The organism is Austwickia chelonae (assembly GCF_003391095.1).
Lineage (GTDB): Bacteria > Actinomycetota > Actinomycetes > Actinomycetales > Dermatophilaceae > Austwickia > Austwickia chelonae_A.
On sequence record NZ_CP031447.1, the window covers coordinates 2,253,442 to 2,276,990 of the forward strand.

22 protein-coding genes are annotated in these 23,549 nt (G+C 62.7%); 2 read left to right on the forward strand and 20 right to left on the reverse strand.

The window, feature by feature from the left end; translation table 11 throughout:
* Positions 1-39: 39 nt before the first annotated feature.
* From htpX to DX923_RS09970, 4 genes are read right to left on the reverse strand one after another with little or no spacing between them, the layout of a single operon-like run.
* The gene (gene htpX, locus DX923_RS09955) at positions 40-894 is read right to left on the reverse strand and encodes a zinc metalloprotease HtpX (protein ID WP_116114529.1); all 855 of its coding nucleotides are present in this window, start codon (positions 892-894) and stop codon (positions 40-42) included.
* Positions 895-951: 57 nt separating this feature from the next.
* Complete coding sequence (locus DX923_RS09960; RefSeq protein ID WP_116116270.1) at positions 952-1,404, reverse strand: 4Fe-4S binding protein; 453 nt, start codon at positions 1,402-1,404, stop codon at positions 952-954.
* A complete protein-coding gene (locus DX923_RS09965; RefSeq protein ID WP_162872895.1) occupies positions 1,401-1,901 on the reverse strand; it encodes an NADH-quinone oxidoreductase subunit C in 501 nt (166 codons plus the stop codon). The genes DX923_RS09960 and DX923_RS09965 overlap by 4 nt, the downstream gene beginning before the upstream one ends.
* Positions 1,898-2,302, reverse strand: a complete 405-nt coding sequence (locus DX923_RS09970) for an NADH-quinone oxidoreductase subunit B (RefSeq protein ID WP_116114533.1) — start codon at positions 2,300-2,302, stop codon at positions 1,898-1,900. Before DX923_RS09970 ends, DX923_RS09965 begins: the two co-directional genes overlap by 4 nt.
* Positions 2,303-2,505: 203 nt before the next feature.
* Here DX923_RS09970 and DX923_RS09975 point away from each other — a divergent pair, with 203 nt between their 5' ends.
* Together DX923_RS09975 and DX923_RS09980 are read left to right on the forward strand one after the other, a co-directional pair.
* Positions 2,506-4,419: a 2-oxoacid:acceptor oxidoreductase subunit alpha gene (locus tag DX923_RS09975; RefSeq protein ID WP_116116271.1), complete on the forward strand. Its 1,914-nt coding sequence runs from the start codon at positions 2,506-2,508 to the stop codon at positions 4,417-4,419.
* A gap of 1 nt (position 4,420) precedes the next feature.
* On the forward strand, positions 4,421-5,488 hold the full coding sequence (locus DX923_RS09980; RefSeq protein WP_116114535.1) for a 2-oxoacid:ferredoxin oxidoreductase subunit beta: 1,068 nt from the start codon (positions 4,421-4,423) through the stop codon (positions 5,486-5,488).
* A 59-nt stretch (positions 5,489-5,547) separates the two neighbouring features.
* On the opposite strand, the gene DX923_RS09985 is transcribed toward DX923_RS09980, so the two are convergent.
* From DX923_RS09985 to DX923_RS10060, 16 genes are all read right to left on the reverse strand, one after another.
* On the reverse strand, positions 5,548-6,183 hold the full coding sequence (locus tag DX923_RS09985) for a TetR/AcrR family transcriptional regulator (protein ID WP_116114537.1): 636 nt from the start codon (positions 6,181-6,183) through the stop codon (positions 5,548-5,550).
* Positions 6,184-6,595: 412 nt separating this feature from the next.
* The gene (locus tag DX923_RS09990; RefSeq protein ID WP_116114539.1) at positions 6,596-7,597 is read right to left on the reverse strand and encodes a polyprenyl synthetase family protein; all 1,002 of its coding nucleotides are present in this window, start codon (positions 7,595-7,597) and stop codon (positions 6,596-6,598) included.
* The gene (gene nuoN, locus DX923_RS09995) at positions 7,594-9,174 is read right to left on the reverse strand and encodes an NADH-quinone oxidoreductase subunit NuoN (RefSeq protein ID WP_116114541.1); all 1,581 of its coding nucleotides are present in this window, start codon (positions 9,172-9,174) and stop codon (positions 7,594-7,596) included. Before nuoN ends, DX923_RS09990 begins: the two co-directional genes overlap by 4 nt.
* Positions 9,171-10,760: an NADH-quinone oxidoreductase subunit M gene (locus DX923_RS10000; RefSeq protein ID WP_116114543.1), complete on the reverse strand. Its 1,590-nt coding sequence runs from the start codon at positions 10,758-10,760 to the stop codon at positions 9,171-9,173. The genes nuoN and DX923_RS10000 overlap by 4 nt, the downstream gene beginning before the upstream one ends.
* Positions 10,760-12,712, reverse strand: a complete 1,953-nt coding sequence (gene nuoL, locus DX923_RS10005) for an NADH-quinone oxidoreductase subunit L (protein WP_116114545.1) — start codon at positions 12,710-12,712, stop codon at positions 10,760-10,762. The genes DX923_RS10000 and nuoL overlap by 1 nt, the downstream gene beginning before the upstream one ends.
* 13 nt (positions 12,713-12,725) lie before the next feature.
* Positions 12,726-13,025, reverse strand: coding sequence for an NADH-quinone oxidoreductase subunit NuoK (gene nuoK, locus DX923_RS10010; RefSeq protein ID WP_006502811.1), 300 nt, complete (start codon positions 13,023-13,025; stop codon positions 12,726-12,728).
* The gene (locus DX923_RS10015) at positions 13,022-13,789 is read right to left on the reverse strand and encodes an NADH-quinone oxidoreductase subunit J (RefSeq protein ID WP_162873119.1); all 768 of its coding nucleotides are present in this window, start codon (positions 13,787-13,789) and stop codon (positions 13,022-13,024) included. The genes nuoK and DX923_RS10015 overlap by 4 nt, the downstream gene beginning before the upstream one ends.
* A 14-nt stretch (positions 13,790-13,803) precedes the next feature.
* A complete protein-coding gene (nuoI, locus tag DX923_RS10020) occupies positions 13,804-14,451 on the reverse strand; it encodes an NADH-quinone oxidoreductase subunit NuoI (protein WP_116114549.1) in 648 nt (215 codons plus the stop codon).
* A complete protein-coding gene (nuoH, locus tag DX923_RS10025; RefSeq protein ID WP_116114551.1) occupies positions 14,448-15,860 on the reverse strand; it encodes an NADH-quinone oxidoreductase subunit NuoH in 1,413 nt (470 codons plus the stop codon). The genes nuoI and nuoH overlap by 4 nt, the downstream gene beginning before the upstream one ends.
* The gene (locus tag DX923_RS10030; protein ID WP_116114553.1) at positions 15,857-18,328 is read right to left on the reverse strand and encodes an NADH-quinone oxidoreductase subunit G; all 2,472 of its coding nucleotides are present in this window, start codon (positions 18,326-18,328) and stop codon (positions 15,857-15,859) included. Before DX923_RS10030 ends, nuoH begins: the two co-directional genes overlap by 4 nt.
* Positions 18,325-19,635, reverse strand: a complete 1,311-nt coding sequence (nuoF, locus tag DX923_RS10035) for an NADH-quinone oxidoreductase subunit NuoF (RefSeq protein ID WP_116114555.1) — start codon at positions 19,633-19,635, stop codon at positions 18,325-18,327. Before nuoF ends, DX923_RS10030 begins: the two co-directional genes overlap by 4 nt.
* Complete coding sequence (gene nuoE, locus DX923_RS10040; protein WP_116114557.1) at positions 19,632-20,498, reverse strand: NADH-quinone oxidoreductase subunit NuoE; 867 nt, start codon at positions 20,496-20,498, stop codon at positions 19,632-19,634. Before nuoE ends, nuoF begins: the two co-directional genes overlap by 4 nt.
* Entirely contained in the window at positions 20,498-21,853 is a 1,356-nt protein-coding gene (locus tag DX923_RS10045; RefSeq protein ID WP_116114559.1) for an NADH-quinone oxidoreductase subunit D, read from the reverse strand. The genes nuoE and DX923_RS10045 overlap by 1 nt, the downstream gene beginning before the upstream one ends.
* Positions 21,853-22,602 carry an NADH-quinone oxidoreductase subunit C gene (locus DX923_RS10050; protein ID WP_116114561.1) on the reverse strand — a complete coding sequence of 250 codons (750 nt, stop codon included), beginning with the start codon at positions 22,600-22,602 and terminating at the stop codon, positions 21,853-21,855. The genes DX923_RS10045 and DX923_RS10050 overlap by 1 nt, the downstream gene beginning before the upstream one ends.
* A complete protein-coding gene (locus tag DX923_RS10055; RefSeq protein ID WP_116114563.1) occupies positions 22,599-23,156 on the reverse strand; it encodes an NADH-quinone oxidoreductase subunit B in 558 nt (185 codons plus the stop codon). The genes DX923_RS10050 and DX923_RS10055 overlap by 4 nt, the downstream gene beginning before the upstream one ends.
* A 1-nt stretch (position 23,157) precedes the next feature.
* The gene (locus DX923_RS10060) at positions 23,158-23,520 is read right to left on the reverse strand and encodes an NADH-quinone oxidoreductase subunit A (RefSeq protein ID WP_116114565.1); all 363 of its coding nucleotides are present in this window, start codon (positions 23,518-23,520) and stop codon (positions 23,158-23,160) included.
* Positions 23,521-23,549 lie beyond the last annotated feature (29 nt).

Here is a 23,549-nt window from a genome sequence, read left to right on the forward strand (position 1 = left end):
CCGATCGGCTGCTTTTCGGCCGTGCCGCGACACTCGAGATCAGAGCTGCCTGGACATGGCCTCCAGCCGTGCAATCCGCTGATCCATCGGCGGATGGGTGCTGAACAGCGTCGACACGTCTTGCGGGCGGAACGGGTTGGCGATCATGAGATGGCTGGCGTTCACCAGGTCTTGTTCCGGTTCCAGCGGTGCCCGTGAGGTCCCCGCTTCCAGCTTGCGCAGCGCGCTGGCCAAGGCCAGTGGGTCGCCGGTCAGCAATGCACCGTCCTGATCAGCGTCGTACTCCCGGGTGCGGGAGATCGCGAACTGGATCACCGTGGCTGCCAACGGCGCAAGCAGGGCCAAAGCAATCATCGCGATGGGATTCGGCCGCTCCTCGTCCTTGCCTCCACCGACGAACATCATCATCTGAGCCACGCTCGTGATGACTCCCGCCAGTGCTGCGGCCACCGAGGAGGTCAGGATGTCCCGGTTGTAGACGTGCATCAGCTCATGGCCCAGCACTCCGCGCAGTTCACGTTCGTCCAGCAGGTGAAGGATTCCCTCGGTGCAGCACACTGCGGCATTCTTCGGGTTCCGTCCCGTCGCAAAGGCATTCGGCGCTTCGGTGGGAGAGACGTACAACGTCGGCATCGGTTTGCCTGCTTTGGCACTCAGCTCGGAGACAATCCGGTACATGACGGGCTGTTGTTCAGGAGTGACCGGGTAGGCCCGCATCGAGCGGATAGCGATCTTATGGCTGTTCCAGTACCCGTAGAAGGTCACCGCCACGCCGATGAGCGCGAAGAGCCAGATGAATCGACCACGCCCCACCAGGGCACCGATGCCGAGCAGCAGTGCCCAGATCACGCCGAAGAGGACGGCGGTCTTGAGTCCGTTGTGATGCCGATGCATACCTCGAGCAACGATCTCCTCGGACGACCTTGTTCCCGCAACGAGGTGGTCTTGTGTTCATCGGGTCCTTCGGCCGCCTCCATGCCCTCGCCCTGAGTCCTTCGACCGCGGTGGCAATGCACCTGATTCGAGTTCCTCAAGCGGCTCGATCTGCGCGCGCCACTGCTCCAGGCGCGGGCTCTCCGCAAGGAGGTCATGCACCCCGCCCGCTCGTGCTGTGGCCGGCGACCAGAACAGGGCGTCAAAAGGGCACACCTCGACGCAGATACCGCAGAAGAGACACAGGCCGAAGTCGATGGCGAAGCGGTCGAGCCGGTGGACTGTCCTGGTTCGGCTGGTCGGCCCGGCTCCCGGTGGGGGAAGTTCCTCGGCGTGAGCGGAGATGTGGATGCACCAGTCGGGGCATTCCCGTGCGCACAGCATGCAGCTGGTGCAAGCTTGCGTGTCGAGGGCGATCACGCCACGGCTGCGGGCCGGCGCTGCCACCGGGTCACTACTCGTTCCCGTCATGAGGGCCACCCGGTAGGGACTCCGGGAGGGCTGAGCCTGCGTCGTGAGCTCCGGCGACCGCCAGCCGAGCTCTCCCCTGGTTCGACCGCTCCTGGCCACGGGGTGCTTCCTCGTGCTGCCAGGGGCGTGGTCCTCGACAGTGGCGGCGGGCCTTCGTAACTGGCCGACAGCAGTAGTCGATCGGTACAGCCTGCGATGTCGACTCCGGTCATCTCGACAGCAACCCTTTCCTGCCAGGTCGCTCCCGGCCAGAGACCGCCCAACCCTGCCAGCTGTGCGGTCGGCGGGACCCTGGTCCAGATCTCACGACGGCGCGGCGTCGACATCGAGTGCAGGTCGACCAGGTGGATCATCACATCGATCCCCGGATCGTGGTCGTCCTGGCTCTCGTCGACGGCGGCGAGGATTTCGAGGACGGTGTAGCCATCTTCGTACGCCGAACTGGCCGTATCGACCCATTGGGTGACCGGCACCGTCAGGACTTCGGCCTGATTCATTCCAGCCCCTCCACCGCTGCCAGCAGCGCTTCCGGTCGTGGCGGACATCCGGGGACATAGGCATCCACGGGAAGGAGCTGATCGACTCCCTTGGTCACTGCGTACGAATCCCAGTAGGGTCCTCCGGTGTTGGCGCACGAGCCGAAAGAGATGACTCGTAGACCCTCGCCTGCTTCTGCGGAGAGCTCCGCATACTGGGCCGCGATCAGCGGCGCCATCGCATCGGTCACCGTTCCGGCTACGACGAGCACATCCGTCGGGCCGCTGTCGTGCGGTGGCGGAGCATCTGCCTCCTGCTTCGCGCATCCGGCTTTGGCCGCCGCGACCTCGACCGCGCAACACGCCAGTCCGGCATCGAGACCGTGGACACGTAAACCCGGTCGGAGGGGAAGAAGACACATAGGTTCAGAGTAACGAGAACGAAAGAACCCGATTTTTCACATGTCTCCCGGAACTCTCAGCGAAGTCAAATCCACTCCTACCAGAGTCGACCTTGACATCGTCATATCCACGAGCTTTCCCTATGATGGCCGAGTTCACGGGCACCATCAGCCTCGGAACCACACCACCCTCCCCCCAGTAAAGAGGTTCGGTGACACTGCTCATGAACACGAGCGACACCACGCAGATCCGATCCGTCGACCGCGTCGTCATCCGTTTCGCAGGTGACTCCGGCGACGGCATGCAGCTCACAGGCGACCGGTTCACCTCGGACACCGCAGGCCTGGGCAACGACCTGGCCACCCTGCCTAATTTCCCCGCCGAGATCCGGGCCCCACAAGGCACCCTTCTGGGCGTGAGCAGCTTTCAGCTGCACTTCGCCAGCTTCGACGTCCTCACCCCCGGTGACGCCCCCGACGTCCTTGTCGCGATGAACCCTGCCGCACTCAAGTCCAATCTCCGCGATCTACCCCGCGGCGGCATGATCCTCGCCAACCGGGACGACTTCACCAAACGTAACCTCGCCAAGGTCGGTTACACCCAGAGCCCGCTCGAAGACGGCAGCCTCGAGGCCTACCGTGTCCATGCCGTCCCGTTGACCTCGATCACGGTCGAAGCACTCGCCGACTCTCCGTTGACCCGCAAGGAGAAGGAACGCGCGAAGAACATGTTCGCGCTCGGCCTGCTCTCCTGGATGTACAGCCGCAATATCGAAGGAACCAAGGCCTTTCTCGCCGCGAAATTCGGGAAGAAGCCCGACATCCTGGCTGCCAATCTCACGGCACTGGAGGCTGGATGGAGCTACGGCGAGACCACGGAGTCCTTCGATGTGAGATACACCGTGGATCCTGCCCCGATGGCGCCCGGCCGCTATCGCAATATCACTGGCAATGTGGCCACCGCCTACGGCCTGGTCGCGGCTGCACACCGATCAGGGCTGCCACTGTTCCTCGGTTCCTACCCGATCACTCCCGCCTCGGACATCCTGCACACCTTGTCCGGGATGAAGAAGTACGGGGTGACCACGGTCCAAGCCGAGGACGAGATCGCCGGTGCCGGGATCGCCTTGGGCGCCAGCTTCGGCGGAGCTCTCGGAGTGACCACTACCAGCGGTCCGGGTCTCTGTCTGAAGAGCGAGACCATCGGTCTAGCCGTCGCAACCGAACTCCCCTTGGTCATCGTTGACGTACAGCGCGGCGGCCCGTCCACCGGCCTTCCCACCAAGACAGAACAAGCCGACCTGCTGCAGGCCCTCTACGGGCGCAATGGCGAGTCTCCGGTCGCCGTGATCGCGGCGAAATCCCCCATCGACTGTTTCGACGCAGCCTACGAAGCGTGTCGGCTGGCCGTGACCTACCGCCACCCGGTGATGCTGCTCACCGACGGCTATCTCGCCAACGGGTCCGAGCCATGGCGGCTCCCGGCGATGAGCGAACTCCCTGAGATCGACCCCGACTTCGCCCGGGAGCCCAATGCTACGGACGCCTCCGGGACACCGGCTTTCCACCCGTACGCCCGAGACGAAGAGACCCTGGCCCGCCCTTGGGCAATACCCGGGACGCCAGGGTTGGCACACCGCATCGGCGGGATCGAAAAGGCCGACGGACACGGCGCGATCTCCTACGACCCTGCGAACCACGAACTCATGACCAAGCTAAGGGCCGAGAAAATCGAACGGATGGCCCGGACGATCCCGCCGTTGGACGTCGACGATCCCACCGGCGACGCCGAGATGCTGGTTCTGGGATGGGGTTCGACCTACGGACCGATCACCGCTGCCGTACGTAATCTGCGTCGAAGTGGCATCCGGGTGGCCCAGGCACATCTGCGCCATCTGAACCCCTTCCCCGAGAACACCGGTGAAGTGCTCCGCGCCTACCAACGAGTCTTGCTGCCCGAGATGAACAGCGGCCAGCTCGCTCTGGTCCTGCGTGGCCGCTACCTCGTCGACATCCGCTCGGTGACCCAGGTTCGAGGTCTGCCTTTCCTGCCCGGTCAAATGAGGCAGATCATCAAGGACGAACTCGCCGACCTGCTCGGTTCCACCGCTGTGCACACCGGACGACAGGAGGCATGAGATGAGCCCGATCGACCTGGGAATGCCGATTCACGGACTCAGCGGGGTCCCCCGGATCCCCGAAGACCAACCGGCCCTGAAACGGAAGGACTTCGTCTCCGACCAAGAGGTGCGCTGGTGCCCTGGATGCGGTGATTACTCGATCCTGGCGACCTTCCAGTCCGTCCTTCCCGAGCTGGGTGTCCCGCGGGAGAACATCGTTGTCATCTCCGGTATCGGATGCAGTTCCCGTTTTCCGTATTACGTCGACACGTACGGCATGCACTCCATCCACGGACGGGCCCCTGCTATTGCCACGGGTCTGGCCACCGCCCGTGAAGATCTGTCGGTGTGGGTGATCACCGGCGACGGTGATGCCTTGTCCATCGGCGGTAACCATCTGATCCACACCCTGCGTCGCAACGTGAACCTGAAGATCCTGATGTTCAACAACCGGATCTACGGGTTGACCAAAGGCCAGTACTCGCCGACCTCACCTGAAGGATTGGTCACTAAGTCCTCCCCTGCGGGCGCATTGGACGCTCCGTTCAATCCGATCGCTTTGGCGCTGGGCGCAGGCGGGACTTTCGTGGCCCGGACCATGGCCAGCGACCGTGAGCATCTGTCCGGTGTTCTGCGGCAGGCCGCAGAACACCGCGGATCAGCCTTCGTGGAGATCTACCAGAACTGTCCTATCTTCAACGACGGCGCCTTCGACACGCTCAGAGACGCGCACCAGAGCGAAAGCCGCCTGTTGCGCATGGTGGAGGGGGAGCCCCTTCAGGTCGGGGATCAAGGGGTTCAAACGGACGGGCGAGGCGGGCTGCAACTCGCTGAGATCGTCGACGACAACATGGTCCTCGAGCATGAGCCGTCCTCACCGGACAGCTCCCGTGCTTTCGCACTGGCCAATCTCGACGACCCTGCCATGTCCTGTGTCCCGGTAGGAGTCTTCCGGAAGGTTTCTCGAGTGGCTTACGACGATCAGGTACGTATCCAGGTCGCCCACGCCATGGGTGAGTCGACCGCACCGACCGACGAGCAGATCGAGCAGATGCTGGCCGGCAACGACCCGTGGATCGTGGAGTAACCCTCTGGTGAGGAGTCCCGGGGTGCCTCCCTGTCAGGGGACAGCACTCCCGGGGCCGGTCACGCCGTGGCGGACTGATCCGAGACGGTCACCAGACCAGCGCCTCGCGCCTGCTCCACAACGGCGAGCAGAACACCGATGAACCCTTGCAGGACATCAAAAGTCGCTTCGTCGTCGCGGTCGACCAACCAGTTGAGCATGACTCCGTCAGTCACGGCGAGCACCATCCGGGCCAGGGTGCGGGTGGGCAACCCCTCGCTCCCGGTGATCCCCATAGAACTGGTGATCATCCGCTCAATGGCGTCCTGATAAGTCTTGTACAGCAGCCGAGCGGACTCTCCGTCACCCCTGATCGACCATGCGGCCAACTCGTAGGAGAGGAGCTGGCGCCCGGGCTGATTCTGGGTGTGCTCCCAGAAGGCCTTGAACGCCGCATAGGCCTTCTCCTCGAAGGTCCCGGTGTGCCCGTCCAGGGCCAGTGATACCGCAGCGATGATCGGTTTGATGAATGATTCGGCGACGGCGTTCAGCAGGGCCTCTTTACTGCTGAAGCAGTAATGGACCACACCCAGCGAGACATTGGCCTCATCTGCGATACGACGCACCGACGCTGCTGCCAGACCCTCGCGGATGGCCAGCTCGATCGTTGCCTCGATGAGCTGCTCACGACGCTGATCTGCAGGCACCCGTGACATATGACCACCTCACGACCAAAGTCCTTGCGACAACCGGATGTCACCGTGTCGCCCCCAACAGTAGCCAGAATGTCACGTTATGAAAGGCGCTGCACGGAATGCAATCGATAAAGCATTCCAATGACGCCGCTTCGTGACATACCGATGAACTTCTGACATCAGACTCCACCCCTCGATTTCAGTCATCCTTGACCCGAGGAGAGCAGACCGACGCGTGCCATCGTACTCGGTTGATGTTCAGGACATTTGGCCTGACTCGCCACAATATTCAGGAGTTGATCCATTCGAGAGGCCCCGGCACGACGAACGGGCCCCAGCAAGAAGGCACTTGCTGGGGCCCGTCCTGAACGCCTCATAAGTATCTCGTAGAGGCCTGCTCTCTGCGGAAACATCCGCCACTAACGACAGCAGATCACACCTCGCGATCCACCACCCCTGCAGCCACCTGCTGCAATGCACAGACCGCTGGGCCATCGCCGAGCGGTCCCAACAATTCCTGAGCTTCCCGAGCCACCGCCCAGGTGTGCTCCCGAGCGCGGTCCAAAGACGGGTGCTCCCTCAACAGCTCCAACGCTCGAGAGACGCCAGCGTCATCCGTCCGAAGATCACGACCCAGCAGTTCCAAGAGCTCGGTGTCCTCAGGCCGGCCTTCAGCCTGGGCATAGATCACCGGCAAAGTCGCGACCCCCTCCCGGAGGTCGGTACCCGGCGTCTTGCCTGATGCCTCACCCTCGGAAGCGATATCGAGCAGATCATCGGCAAGCTGAAAAGCAATGCCCAGCTTCTCCCCGTACTGCCGCAGAATCTCCACCTGCTCCGCATCACATCCAGAGAACATCGCCCCGAAACGTGCTGCCGTGGCGATGAGGACCCCGGTCTTGTCCGCCAGAACACCCAAGTAGTAATCCACCGGATCTTGCCCCACTGGGCACGGACGAGTGTCCCTGATCTGCCCTGAACAGAGACGAACGAACGTCTCCGCCTGGATCTTGACAGCTTCCGCTCCCAGATCAGCCACAATCGAACTGGCCGTGCCGAAAAGAAGGTCGCCCACCAGGATCGCCGTCGAATTGCCATATGCGGCGTTGGCGCTCACCACATGACGACGCATTTCAGCCTCATCCATGACGTCATCGTGATACAGCGACGCCAAATGAGTCAGCTCCACTGCTGACGCGGCACTGACGACCTCGTGGTTAACCCCCGAACCGACGTGGGCGGCCAACAAGGTCAACAACGGGCGAAAACGCTTACCTCCAGCTGCAAGCAGATGGCCGTTCGCCTCGGAGACAAAAGGATCCTCGTGATCCACTTTCTCCCGCAAAAAAACATCGACCTGCCCCAACCCAGCCTGTAAGGAATCGGCCAGAGCCGGATCCACATCCGGGAACACAGGCAACGGCTGTGCGCTCATGGCAGGAACTGCGTGGTCGACTCGAACACCCGCAACAACGGCGAGGGGAAGATGCCCAAGGCCACGGTGACGAGCACGCCTACCCCGATCGCGAAGACAGTCGTCGTCGAGGCCACCGCCACCTCAGTTCCTTCGCCCTGCGCGATCTCCTCCTTGTCCGGAGTACGGAACATCAACCCGGCCAGACGGAAGTACGCGAACGCAGTCACCAAGCTGCACAACACACCGATCACGACGAGCACCACCCCAGGGATGCCACCATGAGCGACCGCCGGCACAAAAGCCGCCACCTTCGCCGTGAAGCCACTGGTCAACGGGATACCCGCAAAAGCCAACAACAAGAAGAAGAAGACTGCTGCAAACACTGGATGTGCGCGGCCCAGACCGCTCCACTGCGAAAGTGTCGTCGCCTCCGAACCACCGGCCCGTACCAGGAAAACCATGCCGAACGCCGCCACCGTCGTGAACCCGTAGGCCACCAGGTAGAAGAGGACACCCCCGATCGCGCTGCGGTCAAATGCGAGAAAACCCACCAGGATGAAACCGGCGTGCGCCACCGAGCTGTAAGCCAGCATCCGCTTGACATCCGTCTGGGTGACCGTCAGCACAGAACCGACCACCATCGTCATTCCTGCCACCACCCACAGGGCCATGGACCAGTCCCAACGAGTGGCGCCAACACCCACGTACACCAGTCGGAGAAGCGCGCCAAAAGCAGCAACCTTCGTACACGCACCCATGAACCCGGTGACCGGGGTCGGAGCACCTTGGTAGACGTCCGGAACCCAGTTGTGGAAAGGCCAAGCACCGATCTTGAAGAGGATTCCCAGCAGGACCAACAACACTCCGGGGACCAACAGGCCAGGGTTCACCGTCATCGGGATCGTCCGTGCAATGCCGCTCAACGAGAGCGTGCCTGCGAACCCGTACAGAAGGGCCGCCCCGAAAAGGAAGAAGGCCGAGCTGAACGAACCCAACAGGAAGTACTTCAGCGCCGCTTCCTGGCTGAGCAGCCTCCGGCGCCGAGCCAGTGCGGTCATCACGTACAGCGGAAGGGAGAGCGCCTCCAAAGCGACGAACATCGACAGCAGGTCCCCTGCTGTCACGAACATCATCATGCCGCCGGTGGCGAACAAGGCCAACGGGAAGACTTCAGTGGTCGCCGCCCCAACCCGCTGAGCAATCTCTTCCTGTTTGCTCCCCGGAACCGAGGAACCTGACGGGGTGAAGGCATCAGCGGACTGACCGGACATCCGATCACCCATGATCAGGATCGACGCCAAGGCCAAAAGGATCAACAGGCCCTGAAGGACGACCGCGACCCCATCCATGACGACAGCGCCGGACATGGTCGAAACCATGTTCTTTCTCGCCAGCAGCAGAAGCGCCGCGAAGGAGCCGAGAAGAGCCACCACCGAAACCCCGAGCTGGGTCTCGTGCCGGGTATGGCGGGCGGCGAAAGCCTCGACCAGCACCCCGATCAAGGCGCCACCGAAGACCACCAGCATCGGAGCGATGCTCCCATAGTTGATATCGATCTTGCTCAGCGGTTCGGCCGCTGTCAGCACCGGAATCACTTGGCACTTCCCTTCGCAGCATCAGCAGCCGGCTCCGGGTCCTGTACGCCGACGATGCTCAGTGTCTTGTCGACGGACGGATTGATCGCCTGCAACGCAAGATTCGGATAGAAACCCAACACCACGAAGATCGCGATCAGCGGGGCCATCACCAGCTTTTCACGAACTACCAGGTCAGCGACCTTCACAGGAACAGACTCGGCATCCTTCTCCAAGGTCGCATGGCCATGGTCAGAAACCTTCTGCCCAGGCGGAGGGCCGGTGAAGACGCGCTGGTAGAGCAAGAGAATGTACAACGCGGCCAGGATGATCCCCACCGAGGAGATCGCTCCCACCCACGGATAACGCTGGAAAGTCCCCATCATCACCAAGAACTCGGAGACGAAGCTGGACAGACCCGGCAATGCCAGACCCGACATCCCAGCCACGAGGAAACATCCGGCAAGAACCGGAGTGACCCGCTGCCAACCGCCGTAGTCCCGGATCAACGCGCTGCCATTGCGTTTCACGAGCATCCCGGCCACCAGGAAAAGCGCAGCCGTGGAGAACCCGTGGTTGAGCATGTACAGCACCGAGCCCTGCCCAGCCATGCGGGTAAAGGCGAAAATACCGAGCACGATGAACCCGAAGTGACTCACCGAGGTGAATGCCACCAGACGCATCATGTTCTGCTGCCCGATCGCGGCCACCCCGCCGTAGATGATCGACAGCAGAGCCAGCCCGATGACGACCGGAGTCGCCCACTGACTCGCGTTCGGGAAGAACTGGAGGCAGAAACGGATCATCCCGAAAGTACCGACCTTGTCCAGCACGCCGACCAGCAAAGTGCTGGTTGCCGGAGTAGCGGCCTCAGCCGCATCAGGCAGCCAGGTATGCACCGGCACCATCGGCGCTTTGATCGCGAAGGCGATGAAGAAGCCGATGAAGAGCAGCCGTTCGGTGTTCGTATCCATGGACAGCCCGGTCAACGACGAGACCAGGAACCCGGTGCTGCCGCCCTTGCCCTGCACGTAGAGCCCGATCACCGCGGCCAACATCACCAGACCGCCGGCCAGCGAGAAAAGCAGGAACTTCAAAGCGGCTCGACGGCGATCTGCGCCCACACCGTAGGAGGCGATGAGGAAGTAGACCGGAATCAGCATGCCTTCGAAGAAGACGTAGAAGAGGAAGACGTCCACGGCGGAGAACACGCCGATCATAAAGGTCTCCAACGCCAGGATCCAGGCGAAATAGCCGTTGTCCCGGCTGCCGTCCGCAGGCATGTCGTCCCAGGCCGCGAGAATGCAGATCGGTACCAGCAAGGCCGACATCACGATCATGGCCAGCGCCATCCCGTCGGCCCCGACCGCGTAGCTGACCCCCCACTGCGGGATCCACTCGTGCGTCGCCCTCATCTGGAACTGCTCCGTCGAGCCCAGATCGTAAGAAGTCACCGCTGCGACCCCAGTAAGCACCAGGACCAGAAGGGACACCGCCAGCGATACCGGCCGCGCCAGCCGCAGGCCGCCTCGCGGCAGGAACGCCACGATGAGCGCACCCACCAGGGGGACGACCATCATGACGGTCAACCAGTCAACGTTCTTCATCACTGCACCACCCAGACGGCACCGAGGAGGACGACGATGCCAACGAGCATCGTCAGGGCGTAGGAACGGACGAACCCGTTCTGGAGTTTGCGCAGACCGCCGCTCGCCGCCATCACAGCGGCGCCCAGGCCTGTGACCGAACGGTCGACGCCACCACTGTCTGTGAGCACAGTGGCTCGCACCAGCAGGTTGCACGGTTGGACCAGCGCGACATCGTTGACATCGTCCTGGAAGAAGTCATTGCGGGCGATCTTCGCAGCGAGATGCTCAGCAGGAGCACCCACCCGCTTCTTCGCGTACTGCATCCACGCAAAACCTGCGCCTGCGAGCACCATCGCGAGGGTACCCACCTGGATGGCGACCTCAGGAATCACCGGATGCGGATGATCACCATGCCCGGTCAATCCCAACGCCGGGCTCAGCCACTCCACGAAGCCGAGCAAGGACAGCCCGAGCCCGAGGAAAGCCGAGCCGAAGGCCAGCACCACCATGGGCACCGTCATCGTCAGGGGCGACTCGTGAGGGTGGTCCTCCTTGGTCCAACGACGCTCCCCGTGGAAGGTCATGAAGAACAGACGTGACATGTAGAAGGCGGTCAGCCCAGCGACCAACATGGTCAATCCGCCGAAGACCCAAGGACGCCATCCTTCACCGACGAAGGCAGCTTCGATGATCTTGTCCTTGCTCCAGAAACCTGCAAAGGGAGGAACACCCAGGATGGCCAGCCACCCGAGCATGAACGTTCCCCAGGTCGCCTTCATGACCGTCGACAACCCACCGAAGGTACGCATATCGACCCGGTTGTTCATGCCATGCATGACCGAACCCGCGCCGAGGAACATCCCCGCTTTGAAGAAGCCGTGGGTGATCAGGTGGAAGATCGCGAAGGCGTAGCCGACCGGGCCGAGGCCTGCGGCCAACATCATGTACCCGATCTGGCTCATCGTGGAGGCCGCGAGGGCCTTCTTGATGTCGTCCTTGGCGCAGCCGATGACCGCACCCATGGTCAACGTGATCGCACCCACGACCGTGACGGCCAGCTGCGCGTTCGGAGCCAGGTTGTAGATCGCGTGGCTACGCACGACCAAGTAGACACCTGCGGTGACCATGGTCGCCGCGTGGATCAGCGCCGAGACCGGCGTCGGACCGGCCATCGCATCCCCCAACCAGCTCTGAAGAGGGAACTGAGCCGATTTACCACAGGCTGCCAACAACAGGAAGAGACCGATCGCGGTCAGCGTCTTCTCGTCCGCTTGGGCAGCAGCACCATGGACGCCAGCGAAATCGATGCGGCCAAAGGAGAAGAACATCAGCATGATCGCCAAGCCCAGGCCGAAGTCACCGACCCGGTTGGCGATGAAGGCCTTGTTCGCGGCCGAGGCATACGGCGGGTTCCAGTTCCAGAAGCCGATCAGCAGGTATGAGGCCAAACCGACGCCTTCCCAACCCACGTACAACATCAGGTAGGAGTCCGCCAGGACCAGGGTCAACATCGCTGCGACGAAGAGATTCAGGTAGGCGAAGAAGCGTCGCTTATCCGGATCGTGCTCCATGTACCCCAAGGAATACACGTGGATCAGCGAGCCCACGAAAGTCACCAGCAGGACGAAACTGATGGACAGCTGATCGATGAGCATCCCGGCAGACAGGTCCAAGGACGATGTCCGGATCCACGTGAACAAGGTCAGGTGGTGAGCCCGCTCCCCCGGTGCCTGGCCCAGCATCTGCATCAGGATGGCGGCCCCGACACCGAAACTGCTCCAGGAGAACACCGTGGCCAGCAAAGGGCCGAACTTGTCGGTGGCCCGGCCACCGATCAGCAGGAGTGCCGCACCCAAGAGCGGTAGCGCCACCAAAAGCCAACCGAAAGCAGCAGTGCCGGAAGCGACGGCTGCTCCTGTCGACGAGGACGAAGCCGCGATCGCATCGACGGCTGAGGGAAAGAATTGCACGCCTTCTCGCTCCTTACAGCTTCAGCAGGTTGGCGTCGTCGACCGAGGCCGAGCGGCGAGCACGGAAGATAGCCATGATGATCGCCAACCCGACGACCACTTCGGCGGCTGCCACGACCATGACGATCAGGGAGATGACCTGACCGTCCAAGGAACCGTGCAGGCGCGAGAAGGTCACGAAGACCAGATTCACCGCGTTGAGCATCAACTCGATGCCCATGAACACGACGATGGCATTCCTACGGGTCAGCACGGTGGCCGCACCGATGGAGAAGAGCACCGCCGCAAGATAGATGTAGCTCATCAGGCTCATCGCTGCGAACCCTCCTCGATCTCCTTGTTCATCCCGTCCACCGCATCCGTGAACTGCTTCGGCTCCTCGATCTGCTGACGTGCTGTCAGTACCCGGCTCACTGAGAGCTCACTCGGCGTTCCATCAGGCAGGAGAGCCGGGGTGTCGACCGAATTGTGCCTGGCGTATACGCCAGGTGCCGGCAGTCCAGCCACGTAACGGTTCTCCCGGACACGTCGGATGGACCACTCCCGCTGGCTGGCCTTGGGAAGCAGACGTTCACGGTGGGCCAACACCATGGCCGCCATAGCAGCGGTGATGAGCAGCGCACTCGTGATCTCGAAGACCCAGACGTACTGCCCGAAGATGAGGCCGGCCACACCAGCCACATTGCCGTGCTTGTTCGCAGCTTCCAGACCTTCGCCACGTTTGACGAAGGTGGCATCGGCGATCGTGCTCAACAGCAGACCTCCGAGTCCGATCGCGAACAACAAGGAGAACCAACGGTGCCCCTTGATGGTGTCGACCATGGACTCGCTGGCCTCCACACCGATCAACATGATGACGAACAGGAAGAGCATCATCACGGCCCCGGTGTATACGAAGACGTGGACGACGCCCAGGAAGTCGGCGCCCTGTGCCAGGTAGACGACTCCCAGCATCACCATGACCAAAGCCATGGACATCGCCGCGTAAACAGCTTTCTTGGCGAACAACAACCCCAGTGCTCCGAGCACCATCGGAATGGCGACGACCCAGAAGAACACCGATTCGCCGGTGGACATGACTGGATTCTCAGTCACTTCCGGTCACCACCTTTCACGGCTTCGTCCTTGTCACGAGCACCTACGTACTCGCGCTGCTCAGGCGTAGCCTTGTCAACCTTGCCCTGGTAGTAGTCGCGTTCTTCCATGCCTTCCACCATCGGGTGAGGCGGAGAAAGCATGTCGTCCCCGAGCGGGGCCAACAGCTGATGCTTCTCGAAGATCAGAGCCGACCGAGAATGATCCGCCAACTCGTAGAAATTCGTCATCGTCAACGCTCTGGTAGGACAGGCTTCAATGCACAATCCGCAGAAAATGCAGCGCAGATAGTTGATCTGATAGACCCGGCCGTAGCGCTCGCCCGGCGAGAAACGACCTTTCCCGCCCTGGTCGAGCGGGGTGTCGTCATTGTCCGCGCCCTCGACGAAGATGGCATCTGCGGGACAGGCCCAGGCGCACAGCTCACAGCCGACGCACTTCTCCAGACCATCCGGATGCCGGTTCAGCTGGTGGCGGCCGTGGTATCGCGGAGCCGTCGGAGCTTTCACCTCCGGGTACTCCACGGTCGCGACCTTGCGGAACTGTGTCTTGAACGAGACACCGAAACCTGCGACCGGTGCGAATATGTCAGCGAAAAAACCGCTCGGCTTCTCCGCTGCGCTCTCCTTGCGCTCTTCGCTCACTTGTCGTTCTCCTCACGCTCGGCTCGGCCGGGTTCGCCGTTGTCGAGGACCACGGACTTACCTCCGGTTCCGGTGGGTACAGCGGCCGCAGCCGACACCGTCGGCCGTGCAGTACCGGGATCCTCTGCGGTCGGTTCAAGAAGGGTCTGCCCCGGCAACGGCGGCACAGGGTAGCCACCGGCAAAGGGATCGATCTCGGACGGAACCACCGTGGCGACATCCCGTTCGGTCATAGCCCGGTCCCAGGCCATGATCGCCAGGAAGGAAATACCCAGGATCACCACCAGGACGACGATGAGTGACGCATTGAACGGTCCCACGAAGACATTGCCGAGGAAGCCGATCTGCGCACCTTTGATGAAGGCCGCGGCGATCACCCAGAACAGGGTCACCGGGATCAGGAATTTCCAGCCGAACTTCATGAACTGGTCATAGCGAGTACGAGGCAGGGTTCCACGCAGCCACACGAAGAACCACATGAACACCCACAGCTTCGCGGTGAACCACAGCAGCCCCCACCAGCCGGCGCTGAACTGCCCGTCGGCGATGTAATGCAAGCCGAAGGGCGCCTGGTAACCGCCGAGGAAGAGTGTCGTCGCCAAGGCGGCGACCGTGAACATGTTCACGTACTCACCTAGGAAGAACATCCCGAACCGCATACCGGAGTACTCGGTGTGGAAACCTGCGACCAGCTCACCCTCGCCCTCGGCGAGGTCGAACGGAAGTCGGTTGGTCTCGCCCACCATCGTGATGATGTACACCACGAAGCTCACCGCCAAGGGGAACATGTACCACAACCGGTCCTGAGCAGCCACGATCTGCCAGGTGGACATCGACCCCGAGTAGAGGAAGACCGCCACCAGTGACAGACCCATCGCAATCTCATAGCTGATGACCTGAGCGGTCGAGCGCAGCCCACCCAACAGCGGGTAGGTGGAACCGGAGGACCATCCCGCCAGCACGATGCCGTAGGCGCCCACCCCAGCAGCGGCGAGCACCAACAGCGCTGAGACCGGAGTGTCGGTCAGCTGCAGGGGTGTCCGGTAGCCGAAGACGTCCACCATGCCGCCCATCGGGATGATCCCGAAGCTGATGAAGGCCACTGAACCGGCGATGATCGGGGCCACCAGGTACATCACCTTGTCTGCCTGGCGGGGGATGAAAGTCTCCTTCCAGATCAGCTTGAAGGCGTCGGCGATCTCCTGGAAGATGCCCCACGGTCCGAATCTGTTGGGACCAGGGCGTTGCTGCATCCGGCCGATGACTCGACGTTCGAACCAGATCACGATGACGACCTGGATCATCAGGTAGGCGAAGATCAGCACCGCCTTGATCAGCGAGAGCCACCACGGGGTCTGGGTGAAGTCCGGGGCTTCGATCTTCCCCGGTAGGACCATGAGCGCGTTCACGCCGCACCACCCTTCGTGACAGTCACGACGTCACCGGCGTCTGCGCCCAGGATGGCGCGGACACGGGACCCCGCAGAATTCGTCGGCAGCCACACGACGTGGTCCACCATCGCTGTGATCTGCGCCGGAAGAGTGATCGACCCCCTCATCGTGGAGACGGTCACCGCCATCCCGTCGACGATGTCCAGCGCTGCAGCAGTAGCTGCGGAAAGCCGCGCCACTGCCAAAGGCGCCGTACCGGCCAGGTAGGGCTCGCCGTCCTGCATCCGTCCGGCATCCAGCAGCTGGTGCCAGGTGGCCAGAACCGCCTGCCCCATCGCCAGCGAAGGCACCGATTGCGGGTCGGCGGTCGGTGGCGCCTGACGACGGCCGGACCAGACCGGGAGGCAGTCGATCTCGGCCCGGATCTGATCGACCGATCGAGTCCCCAGGTAGCTACCCATCTCGACTGCGAGCAGATCGAGAACTCGGTAGTCCGCCATCGCATTGGAGTTCAGCGCCGCGGTGAAAGGCGTGACACGGCCTTCCCAGTTGAGGAAGGCTCCGGTCTTCTCCGCAACCGGCGCCACCGGGAGCACCACGTCGGCGGACTCGGTGGCCAAGCTGTCCCGGATCTCCAAGGAAACCACGAAAGCACGCTGCAAAGCCTCGGTCACGGTGCCTTGATCGGGGAGGTCGCTGATCTCCACCGCCCCGATGACCAGGCCGCCGAGCTGTCCAACCGCAGCGGACGTCATCATCGCGCCCGCGTCGCGGCCGGTGGCCGAGGGCACCTCGTCGATCTCCCACAGCTTCTGCAGCTCTGCGCGAGCTTCGCTGTCTCGCAGAGGCCTGCCCCCGGGGAGCAGGTCTGGAAGACAACCGGCTTCGAGCGCGCCCCGTTCCCCCGCACGGCGAGGGATCCAGGCCAGCTTCGCTCCGCAGGACTGCGCCAGGACAGCCGCAGCCGAAAGCGCTCCAGGCACACCGGCAAGCCGCTCACCGACAAGAAGGATCGCTCCTTCGCCGAGAGCATCTCCGGCAGCACTCAGTTCAGGACGCTTCTCCCGCAGCGCGTGCAGCAGTTCGGTCTCCGTACCGGGTGCCGCGGGGATGAGCGTGCCCCCCAGCTTGCTCAGACCCCGCGTCGCGAAAGGCGCGATGCCGAAGATCGGTGTGCCCTTCTTCCGCCACGCCTTGCGCAGGCGCAGGAAGATCATCGGCGACTCTTCTTCGGGCTCCAGTCCGACGAGGAAGATCGCCGATGCCTGCTCGAGGTCGGCGTAGGTCACTCCTGTCGTAGCATCTGCGCCGGCGACGCAGGCTGCCAGGAAAGAGGCTTCTTCTCCGGAATGCGGGCGGGCGCGGAAGTCGATGTCATTCGTTCCGAGAACCGTCCGGGCGAACTTGCTGTAGGCGTAGGAATCCTCGACGGAGAGTCGTCCGCCGGTGAGGACACCCACGCCTCCGTTGACCTTCGCCTTGGCCAGACCATCGGCGGCAAAAGCCAGGGCCTCCGGCCAACTGGCTGCCCGCAGTTCGCCATTCTCCCTGATCATCGGAGTAGGAACCCGGTTCGGCTGCGTGGCATAGGTGAAGGCCCAGCGGCCTTTGTCGCAGTTCCATTCCTCGTTGACTTCGGGGTTGTTGGTCGCCATCCGTCGCAGCACGGTGCCACGTCGGTGATCGACCCGCAGACCGCAGCCACCAGCGCAGTGCTCACAGGCGCTCGGCGTGGAGACCAAGTCGAATGGACGGGAACGGAAACGATAGGCCGCTCCGGTCAAGGCTCCCACCGGGCAGATCTGCACGGTATTCCCCGAGAAGTAGCTCTCGAAGGGGTCTTCCTGGTAGATGCCGATCTGCTGCTGAGCGCCTCGCTCGACCAAGGCGATGAAAGGGTCACCAGCAATCTGATCGGAGAACCTGGTGCACCGCTGACAGAGCACGCACCGTTCCCGGTCGAGCAGAACCTGCGTGGAGATGTTGATCGGCTTGGTGAAGGTGCGTTTGACGTCGTTGAACCGACTCGCCGCATGACCATGCGAGAGAGCCTGGTTCTGCAAGGGACATTCGCCGCCTTTGTCGCAGACCGGACAGTCCAACGGGTGGTTGATCAGGAGGAACTCCAGGACACCCTTCTGTGCCTTGTCCGCGGCCTCAGAAGTGTGTTGGGTCTCCACACTCATGCCTTCGGAGACCATCGTCGTGCAGGCGGCCTGGGGCTTGGGCATCTTCCGCAAAGAACCGTCCGGACCAGCGGTCGCGACATCGACCAGACATTGCCGGCAGGCACCCACAGGATCGAGCAGGGGGTGATCGCAGAACCGAGGGATCTCGACGCCGAGTTTCTCGGCTGCTCGGATGACGAGCGACCCCTTCGGTACTGACACCGGGACACCATCGATGGTCAGCGTGACCATCTCCACAGGTGGCTCCACGTGGACGCTGCCCACATCGCCGGAGCTCGGACTCTTCTGGACCGTCATCGGGTCACGCTCTCCTTCGCGAACAAGGTGGACGCCTCCGGCGGGAAGAGCACGTGGGCAGGAGTGTGATAACCCTGCTCGAACTCTTCACGGAAATGTTTGATCCCGGACTGCACCGGGGTCGCGGCTGCATCACCCAGGGCGCAGAACGACCGTCCCAGGATCTGCCCTGCCACATCGAGCAGTTTGTCAACATCACCTTCCTGCCCTTGCCCGTCCACGAGACGTTGCAGGACCTGACGCATCCACCAGTTGCCCTCGCGACAGGGAGTGCATTTTCCACAGGACTCGTGAGCGTAGAACTCGATCCACCGGGAGACCGCTCGGACCACCGAGACCGTTTCGTCGAAGACCTGCAAGGCGCGGGTACCCAGCATCGATCCGGCTGCGGCCACCGACTCGTAGTCGAGGGGCACGTCCAGGTGCTCCTCGGTGAAGAGCGGGGTACTGGAACCACCCGGAGTCCAGAACTTCAGGGTGTGGCCCTTCCGGATTCCTCCGGCCATCTCGAGGAGCTCACGCATCGTGACCCCATAGGGGGCCTCGTACTGACCGGGACGCTCCACGTGACCGGACAGGCTGAACAGGCCGACACCCTTCGACTTCTCGGTTCCCAGAGAGGCGAACCAGTCCGCACCGTGCAGGAAGATCGGCGCGACCTGCGAGATGGTTTCCACGTTGTTCACCACGGTCGGACGGGCGTACAGACCCGCCACTGCAGGGAACGGAGGCTTCAGCCGCGGCTGTCCTCGACGACCTTCCAGCGAGTCCAGGAGCGCAGTTTCTTCGCCGCAGATGTATGCCCCGGCACCGGCGTGCACGGTGATGTCCAGGTCGAATCCGCTGCCCATGATGTTCTTACCCAGGTATCCGGCGTCGTAGGCTTCCCGGACCGCATGGAGAAGCCGCCGGTAGACGTGGACGACCTCGCCCCGCAGATAGATGAACGCGTGATTGCACCGGATCGCATAGCTGGTGATGATCATGCCCTCGATCAGAAAATGCGGGGCATTGAACATGAGCGGGACGTCCTTGCAGGTACCAGGCTCGGATTCGTCCGCATTGACCACGAGGTAACGAGGGTTACCGTCGTCTGGCGGGAGGAAACCCCACTTCATACCGGTGGGGAATCCTGCACCACCACGCCCACGCAGTCCGGAGTCCTTGGCCTGCTGAACGAGGTCGGCCCGATCGAGCCGGATGGCGTGACGCAGAGCCCGGTAACCGTCGTGGCGTTCGTAGGTCTCGAGAGTGAACGACTTGGGCTCGTCCCAGAACCGGGAGAGCAACGGAGTCAACTGAGTCATCGGTTCGCCTTTCCGACATTCCCGGAAGCGCCGGGCTTCTCACCCGGAGCATTGGACGGGGTGTCCTGGCTTCCGGTTGACCGCGCAGACCGCTGCCCGGTCTCGGCTGACGAGGGGTACGTCGTGGTGGTCAGGCCGGAGCTTTCCCCGGCCGAAGTCGCCGCCGGAGCGTGCCATCCCTTTTCCTTCGCGTGACGCAGTCCACGAACCGTCGCCGGCCCACCGGTGTCCCCCTCGACGGCCCGGCCGTCGTGGAAACCGGCCAGGACCCTGCTGACCTCTTTGAAGGTGGCCACGGTCGCCGCACCACGAGTAGGGCTGATCACTTTGCCCTCGCGAAGCGCGTCGACCGTCCGGATCACGGATTCAGGCGTCTGGTTGTCGAAGAACTCCCAGTTGGCCATCACCACCGGGGCGTAGTCACAACCGGCGTTGCACTCGATCCGCTCCAGGGTGATCCGACCGTCAGGGGTCGTCTCGTCGTGCCCGATCGCGAGATGTTCGCTGACTGCGTCCCAGATGGCGTCGCCACCCATGACGGCGCACAGCGTGTTGGTGCAGACCCCGATGGTGTAGTCCCCATTGGGGTGTCGCTTGTACTGCGTGTAGAAGGTCGCGACCCCGCTGACCTCGGCGGCGGTCAGTTCGACCGTCTCGGCGCAGAACTCGATACCACGGGTACTCACGTAGCCGTCGACGCTCTGCACCAGGTGCAACAACGGCAGCAGAGCGGATCTCTTCTGCGGATAGCGTCCGACGACCTCTGCCGCGTCGATACGCAGCTTCGCGAGGACATCGTCGGAATACGGCTCGGTCGCGGCATTGGGCTGGGAGCCGTAATTGGGCTTGTCACCGTGCGACATCAGCGGTCCACACCTCCCAGGACGGGGTCGATCGAGGCCACGGCGACGACGGTGTCGGCGACGGCGCCGCCTTCCACCATCGCGGCGACGGCCTGCAGGTTGTTGAACGCCGGGTCACGGAAGTGGGCCCGGTAGGGACGGGTTCCTCCGTCAGACACCAGGTGACAGCCGAGCTCTCCCTTGGGAGACTCGACCGCGACATAGGCCTGCCCTGGCGGGACCCGGAAACCTTCGGTGACCAGCTTGAAGTGGTGGATCAGGGCCTCCATCGAGGTACCCATGATCTTCTTGATGTGCTCGAGGCTGTTGCCCTGGCCGTCCGCTCCGATCGCCAGCTGCGCGGGCCAGGCGATCTTCTTGTCCGCGACCATGACCGGCTCGCCTTCGCACTTCTCAAGGCGCTCGATGACCTGATCGATGATCTTCAGCGACTCCCAGATCTCCAGGAAACGCACCCGCATCCGCCCGTAGGCATCGGCGCTGTCCCAGGTAGGAACCTCGAAATCGTAGGTTTCGTAACCGCAGTAAGGCGCATTCTTACGAAGGTCGTAAGGCATTCCCGCCGACTTCAGAATCGGCCCGGTGACTCCCAGCGCCATACAACCAGTCAGGTCGAGGTAGCCGACGTCCATCATCCGACCCTTGAGGATCGGGTTCTCCAGGCAAAGCGCCTCGAGCTCTTTGACCCCCTGTTTCAGCAGTGGCCACTGCTCCTCGACGATGGCTTTCCAGTTGCTCGGCAAGTCGTTCGCGACTCCGCCAGGCCGGATGTAACCGTTGTTCATCCGCAGACCGGTGGTTGCTTCGATCAGTCGGAAGATGCGCTCACGCTCGCGGAAGCCGATCGTCATGACGGTGGTGGCGCCGAGCTCCATGCCGCCGGTACCCAGGCAGACCAAATGGCTGGAGATCCTGGTGCACTCCATCATGAGGACACGAATCAGCGTGGCTCGCTCGGGGATCTGGTCCTCGATGCCCAGGAGACGTTCGATGGCCAGGCAGTATGCGGTTTCCTGGAACATCGGCGTCAGGTAGTCCATGCGAGTACACAGAGTGACGCCCTGAACGAAGGTGCGATGCTCCATCGTCTTCTCGATCCCGGTGTGCAGGTAGCCAATACCGACACGAGCCTCGGTAACGGTTTCTCCGTCGAGCTCCAGGATCAGGCGGAGAACGCCGTGGGTCGAGGGATGCTGCGGACCCATGTTGACGACAATGCGCTCGTCGGAGTGCTCGATGGCCTCGGCCGCCAGGGAATCCCAGTCACCGCCTTCAGCATGCAGGTGATGGTCCCGGGGGCTCTCGTCGGTGCCTGCGCCAGCTGTGGCCTGCACCTTCTCATTCGACGTGGTCATCAGTTGTACGACCTCCGCTGATCGGGGGCAGGCACGGTGGCGCCCTTGAACTCCACAGGGATCCCTCCGAGGGGGTAGTCCTTGCGCTGAGGGTGGCCGGGCCAGTCGTCCGGCATCAGGATCCGGGTCAATGCCGGATGGTCGTCGAAGACGATGCCGAAGAAGTCCCAGGTCTCGCGCTCGTGCCAGGTCACCGACGGGTAGGTCTCCACGATGCTGGGAATGTGCGGGTCGCTGTCAGGACAGGTCACCTCGACCCGGATACGACGGCTGCCATGCGTGATCGACAGGAAGTGGTAGACGGCGTGCAGCTCCCGACCCGTGTCCTTGGGGTAGTGGACACCGGACACTCCGCTGCAGATCTCGAAGCGCAGAGCCGGGGCATCCCTGAGCGCCTGAGCCACGGCGGGCAGCGCTTTCCTGTCCACGAAGAGCGTCATCTCTCCGCGATCGACGACGACCTTCTCGACGGCGTCCTCATAGGAGGACGAACCATCCTGCAGCGCCAGGGCAAGTTGGTCAGCTACCTCGTCGAAGAAACTTCCGTACGGGCGAGAAGCCTGACCGGGGAAGAGGATCGGGCTGACCAGGCCGCCGTAGCCGGTGGTATCCGGGCCCTTGGTCGCGCCGAACATCCCACGTCGTTCGCCCCGGACCTCGGGGTTGGTTGTCGACTCGGTGGGCAGATTGGCCCCGCCGGTTTCCTGGGCGGCGGCTGTCTGTGACTTCACAGTGTTCTTGTCACTCATGCCAGCAGCCCCTTCTGCTCCACCAGCGGAGTTACCGACATCGCAGCTTCTTCTGCGGCCCGAGCCGCTTCACGGCGACGCCCAGGTGTGTACGGGGTGGCCATCATCTGGTCGTGCAAGGTGATGAGTGCGTTCAACAGCATCTCGGGGCGCGGCGGACAGCCCGGCAGGTAGACGTCGACCGGAACGATGTGGTCGACCCCTTGCACGATGGCGTAGTTGTTGAACATTCCACCAGAACTTGCGCAGACGCCCATGGAGATGACCCACTTCGGCTCAGCCATCTGGTCGTAGACCTGCCGCACCACAGGGGCAAATTTCTGGCTGACCCGTCCTGCGACGATCATGCAGTCCGCTTGACGAGGAGTCGCCGCAAAACGCTCGGAACCGAAACGGGCGATGTCGTAGTCGGGGGTGCCCGACGCCATCATCTCGATGGCACAACAGGCCAGTCCGAAGGTAGCCGGCCAGATCGAGGTCTTGAGAAGGAAACCAATGGCCTCACTGACCTTGGTCGTGTAGACCCCTTGCGGGTATTTCTCGATGTCGACCATGTCAGTCCCACTCCAATCCGCCACGACGCCACACGTAGGCGTAGGCGATGAACACCGTCATCACGAAGAGCACCATCTCCACCAGGGCGAACAGCCCTAAGCGGTCGAAAGCCACCGCAAAGGGGAAGAGGAAGACCGACTCGATGTCGAAGATGATGAAGAGCATGGCCGTGGTGTAGTACTTAACGGGCACACGGCCCCCAGCCTCGGCATGCGGTGAAGGCTGGATCCCGCACTCGTAGGCATCGAGTTTCACCTTGTTGTAGCGGCGGGGCCCAACGAAATCGAAGAGCAGAACCGACGCGGCGGCAAACCCGATGCCACACGCGAGGAAGAACAGAATCGGAAGATAGGGGCTGGTCATCTCGACGCGCTCCCCTTTCGGTGGATGTG

Bases quoted from the DNA above. Each gene is read 5' to 3' on its own strand.
- DX923_RS10050 (WP_116114561.1), bottom strand. From the start codon at position 22,602: ATGAGTGACAAGAACACTGTGAAGTCACAGACAGCCGCCGCCCAGGAA.
- DX923_RS09980 (WP_116114535.1), top strand. From the start codon at position 4,421: ATGAGCCCGATCGACCTGGGAATGCCGATTCACGGACTCAGCGGGGTC.
- DX923_RS10030 (WP_116114553.1), bottom strand. From the start codon at position 18,328: ATGACGGTCCAGAAGAGTCCGAGCTCCGGCGATGTGGGCAGCGTCCAC.
- DX923_RS09965 (WP_162872895.1), bottom strand. From the start codon at position 1,901: ATGAATCAGGCCGAAGTCCTGACGGTGCCGGTCACCCAATGGGTCGAT.
- DX923_RS10045 (WP_116114559.1), bottom strand. From the start codon at position 21,853: ATGACCACGTCGAATGAGAAGGTGCAGGCCACAGCTGGCGCAGGCACC.
- DX923_RS10060 (WP_116114565.1), bottom strand. From the start codon at position 23,520: ATGACCAGCCCCTATCTTCCGATTCTGTTCTTCCTCGCGTGTGGCATC.
- DX923_RS10015 (WP_162873119.1), bottom strand. From the start codon at position 13,789: ATGTCCACCGGCGAATCGGTGTTCTTCTGGGTCGTCGCCATTCCGATG.
- nuoE (WP_116114557.1), bottom strand. From the start codon at position 20,498: ATGTCGCACGGTGACAAGCCCAATTACGGCTCCCAGCCCAATGCCGCG.
- nuoK (WP_006502811.1), bottom strand. From the start codon at position 13,025: ATGAGCCTGATGAGCTACATCTATCTTGCGGCGGTGCTCTTCTCCATC.
- nuoF (WP_116114555.1), bottom strand. From the start codon at position 19,635: ATGACTCAGTTGACTCCGTTGCTCTCCCGGTTCTGGGACGAGCCCAAG.
- DX923_RS10000 (WP_116114543.1), bottom strand. From the start codon at position 10,760: ATGAAGAACGTTGACTGGTTGACCGTCATGATGGTCGTCCCCCTGGTG.
- DX923_RS09970 (WP_116114533.1), bottom strand. From the start codon at position 2,302: ATGTGTCTTCTTCCCCTCCGACCGGGTTTACGTGTCCACGGTCTCGAT.
- DX923_RS09985 (WP_116114537.1), bottom strand. From the start codon at position 6,183: ATGTCACGGGTGCCTGCAGATCAGCGTCGTGAGCAGCTCATCGAGGCA.
- DX923_RS10055 (WP_116114563.1), bottom strand. From the start codon at position 23,156: ATGGTCGACATCGAGAAATACCCGCAAGGGGTCTACACGACCAAGGTC.
- DX923_RS09960 (WP_116116270.1), bottom strand. From the start codon at position 1,404: ATGACGGGAACGAGTAGTGACCCGGTGGCAGCGCCGGCCCGCAGCCGT.
- htpX (WP_116114529.1), bottom strand. From the start codon at position 894: ATGCATCGGCATCACAACGGACTCAAGACCGCCGTCCTCTTCGGCGTG.
- DX923_RS09990 (WP_116114539.1), bottom strand. From the start codon at position 7,597: ATGAGCGCACAGCCGTTGCCTGTGTTCCCGGATGTGGATCCGGCTCTG.
- DX923_RS09975 (WP_116116271.1), top strand. From the start codon at position 2,506: ATGAACACGAGCGACACCACGCAGATCCGATCCGTCGACCGCGTCGTC.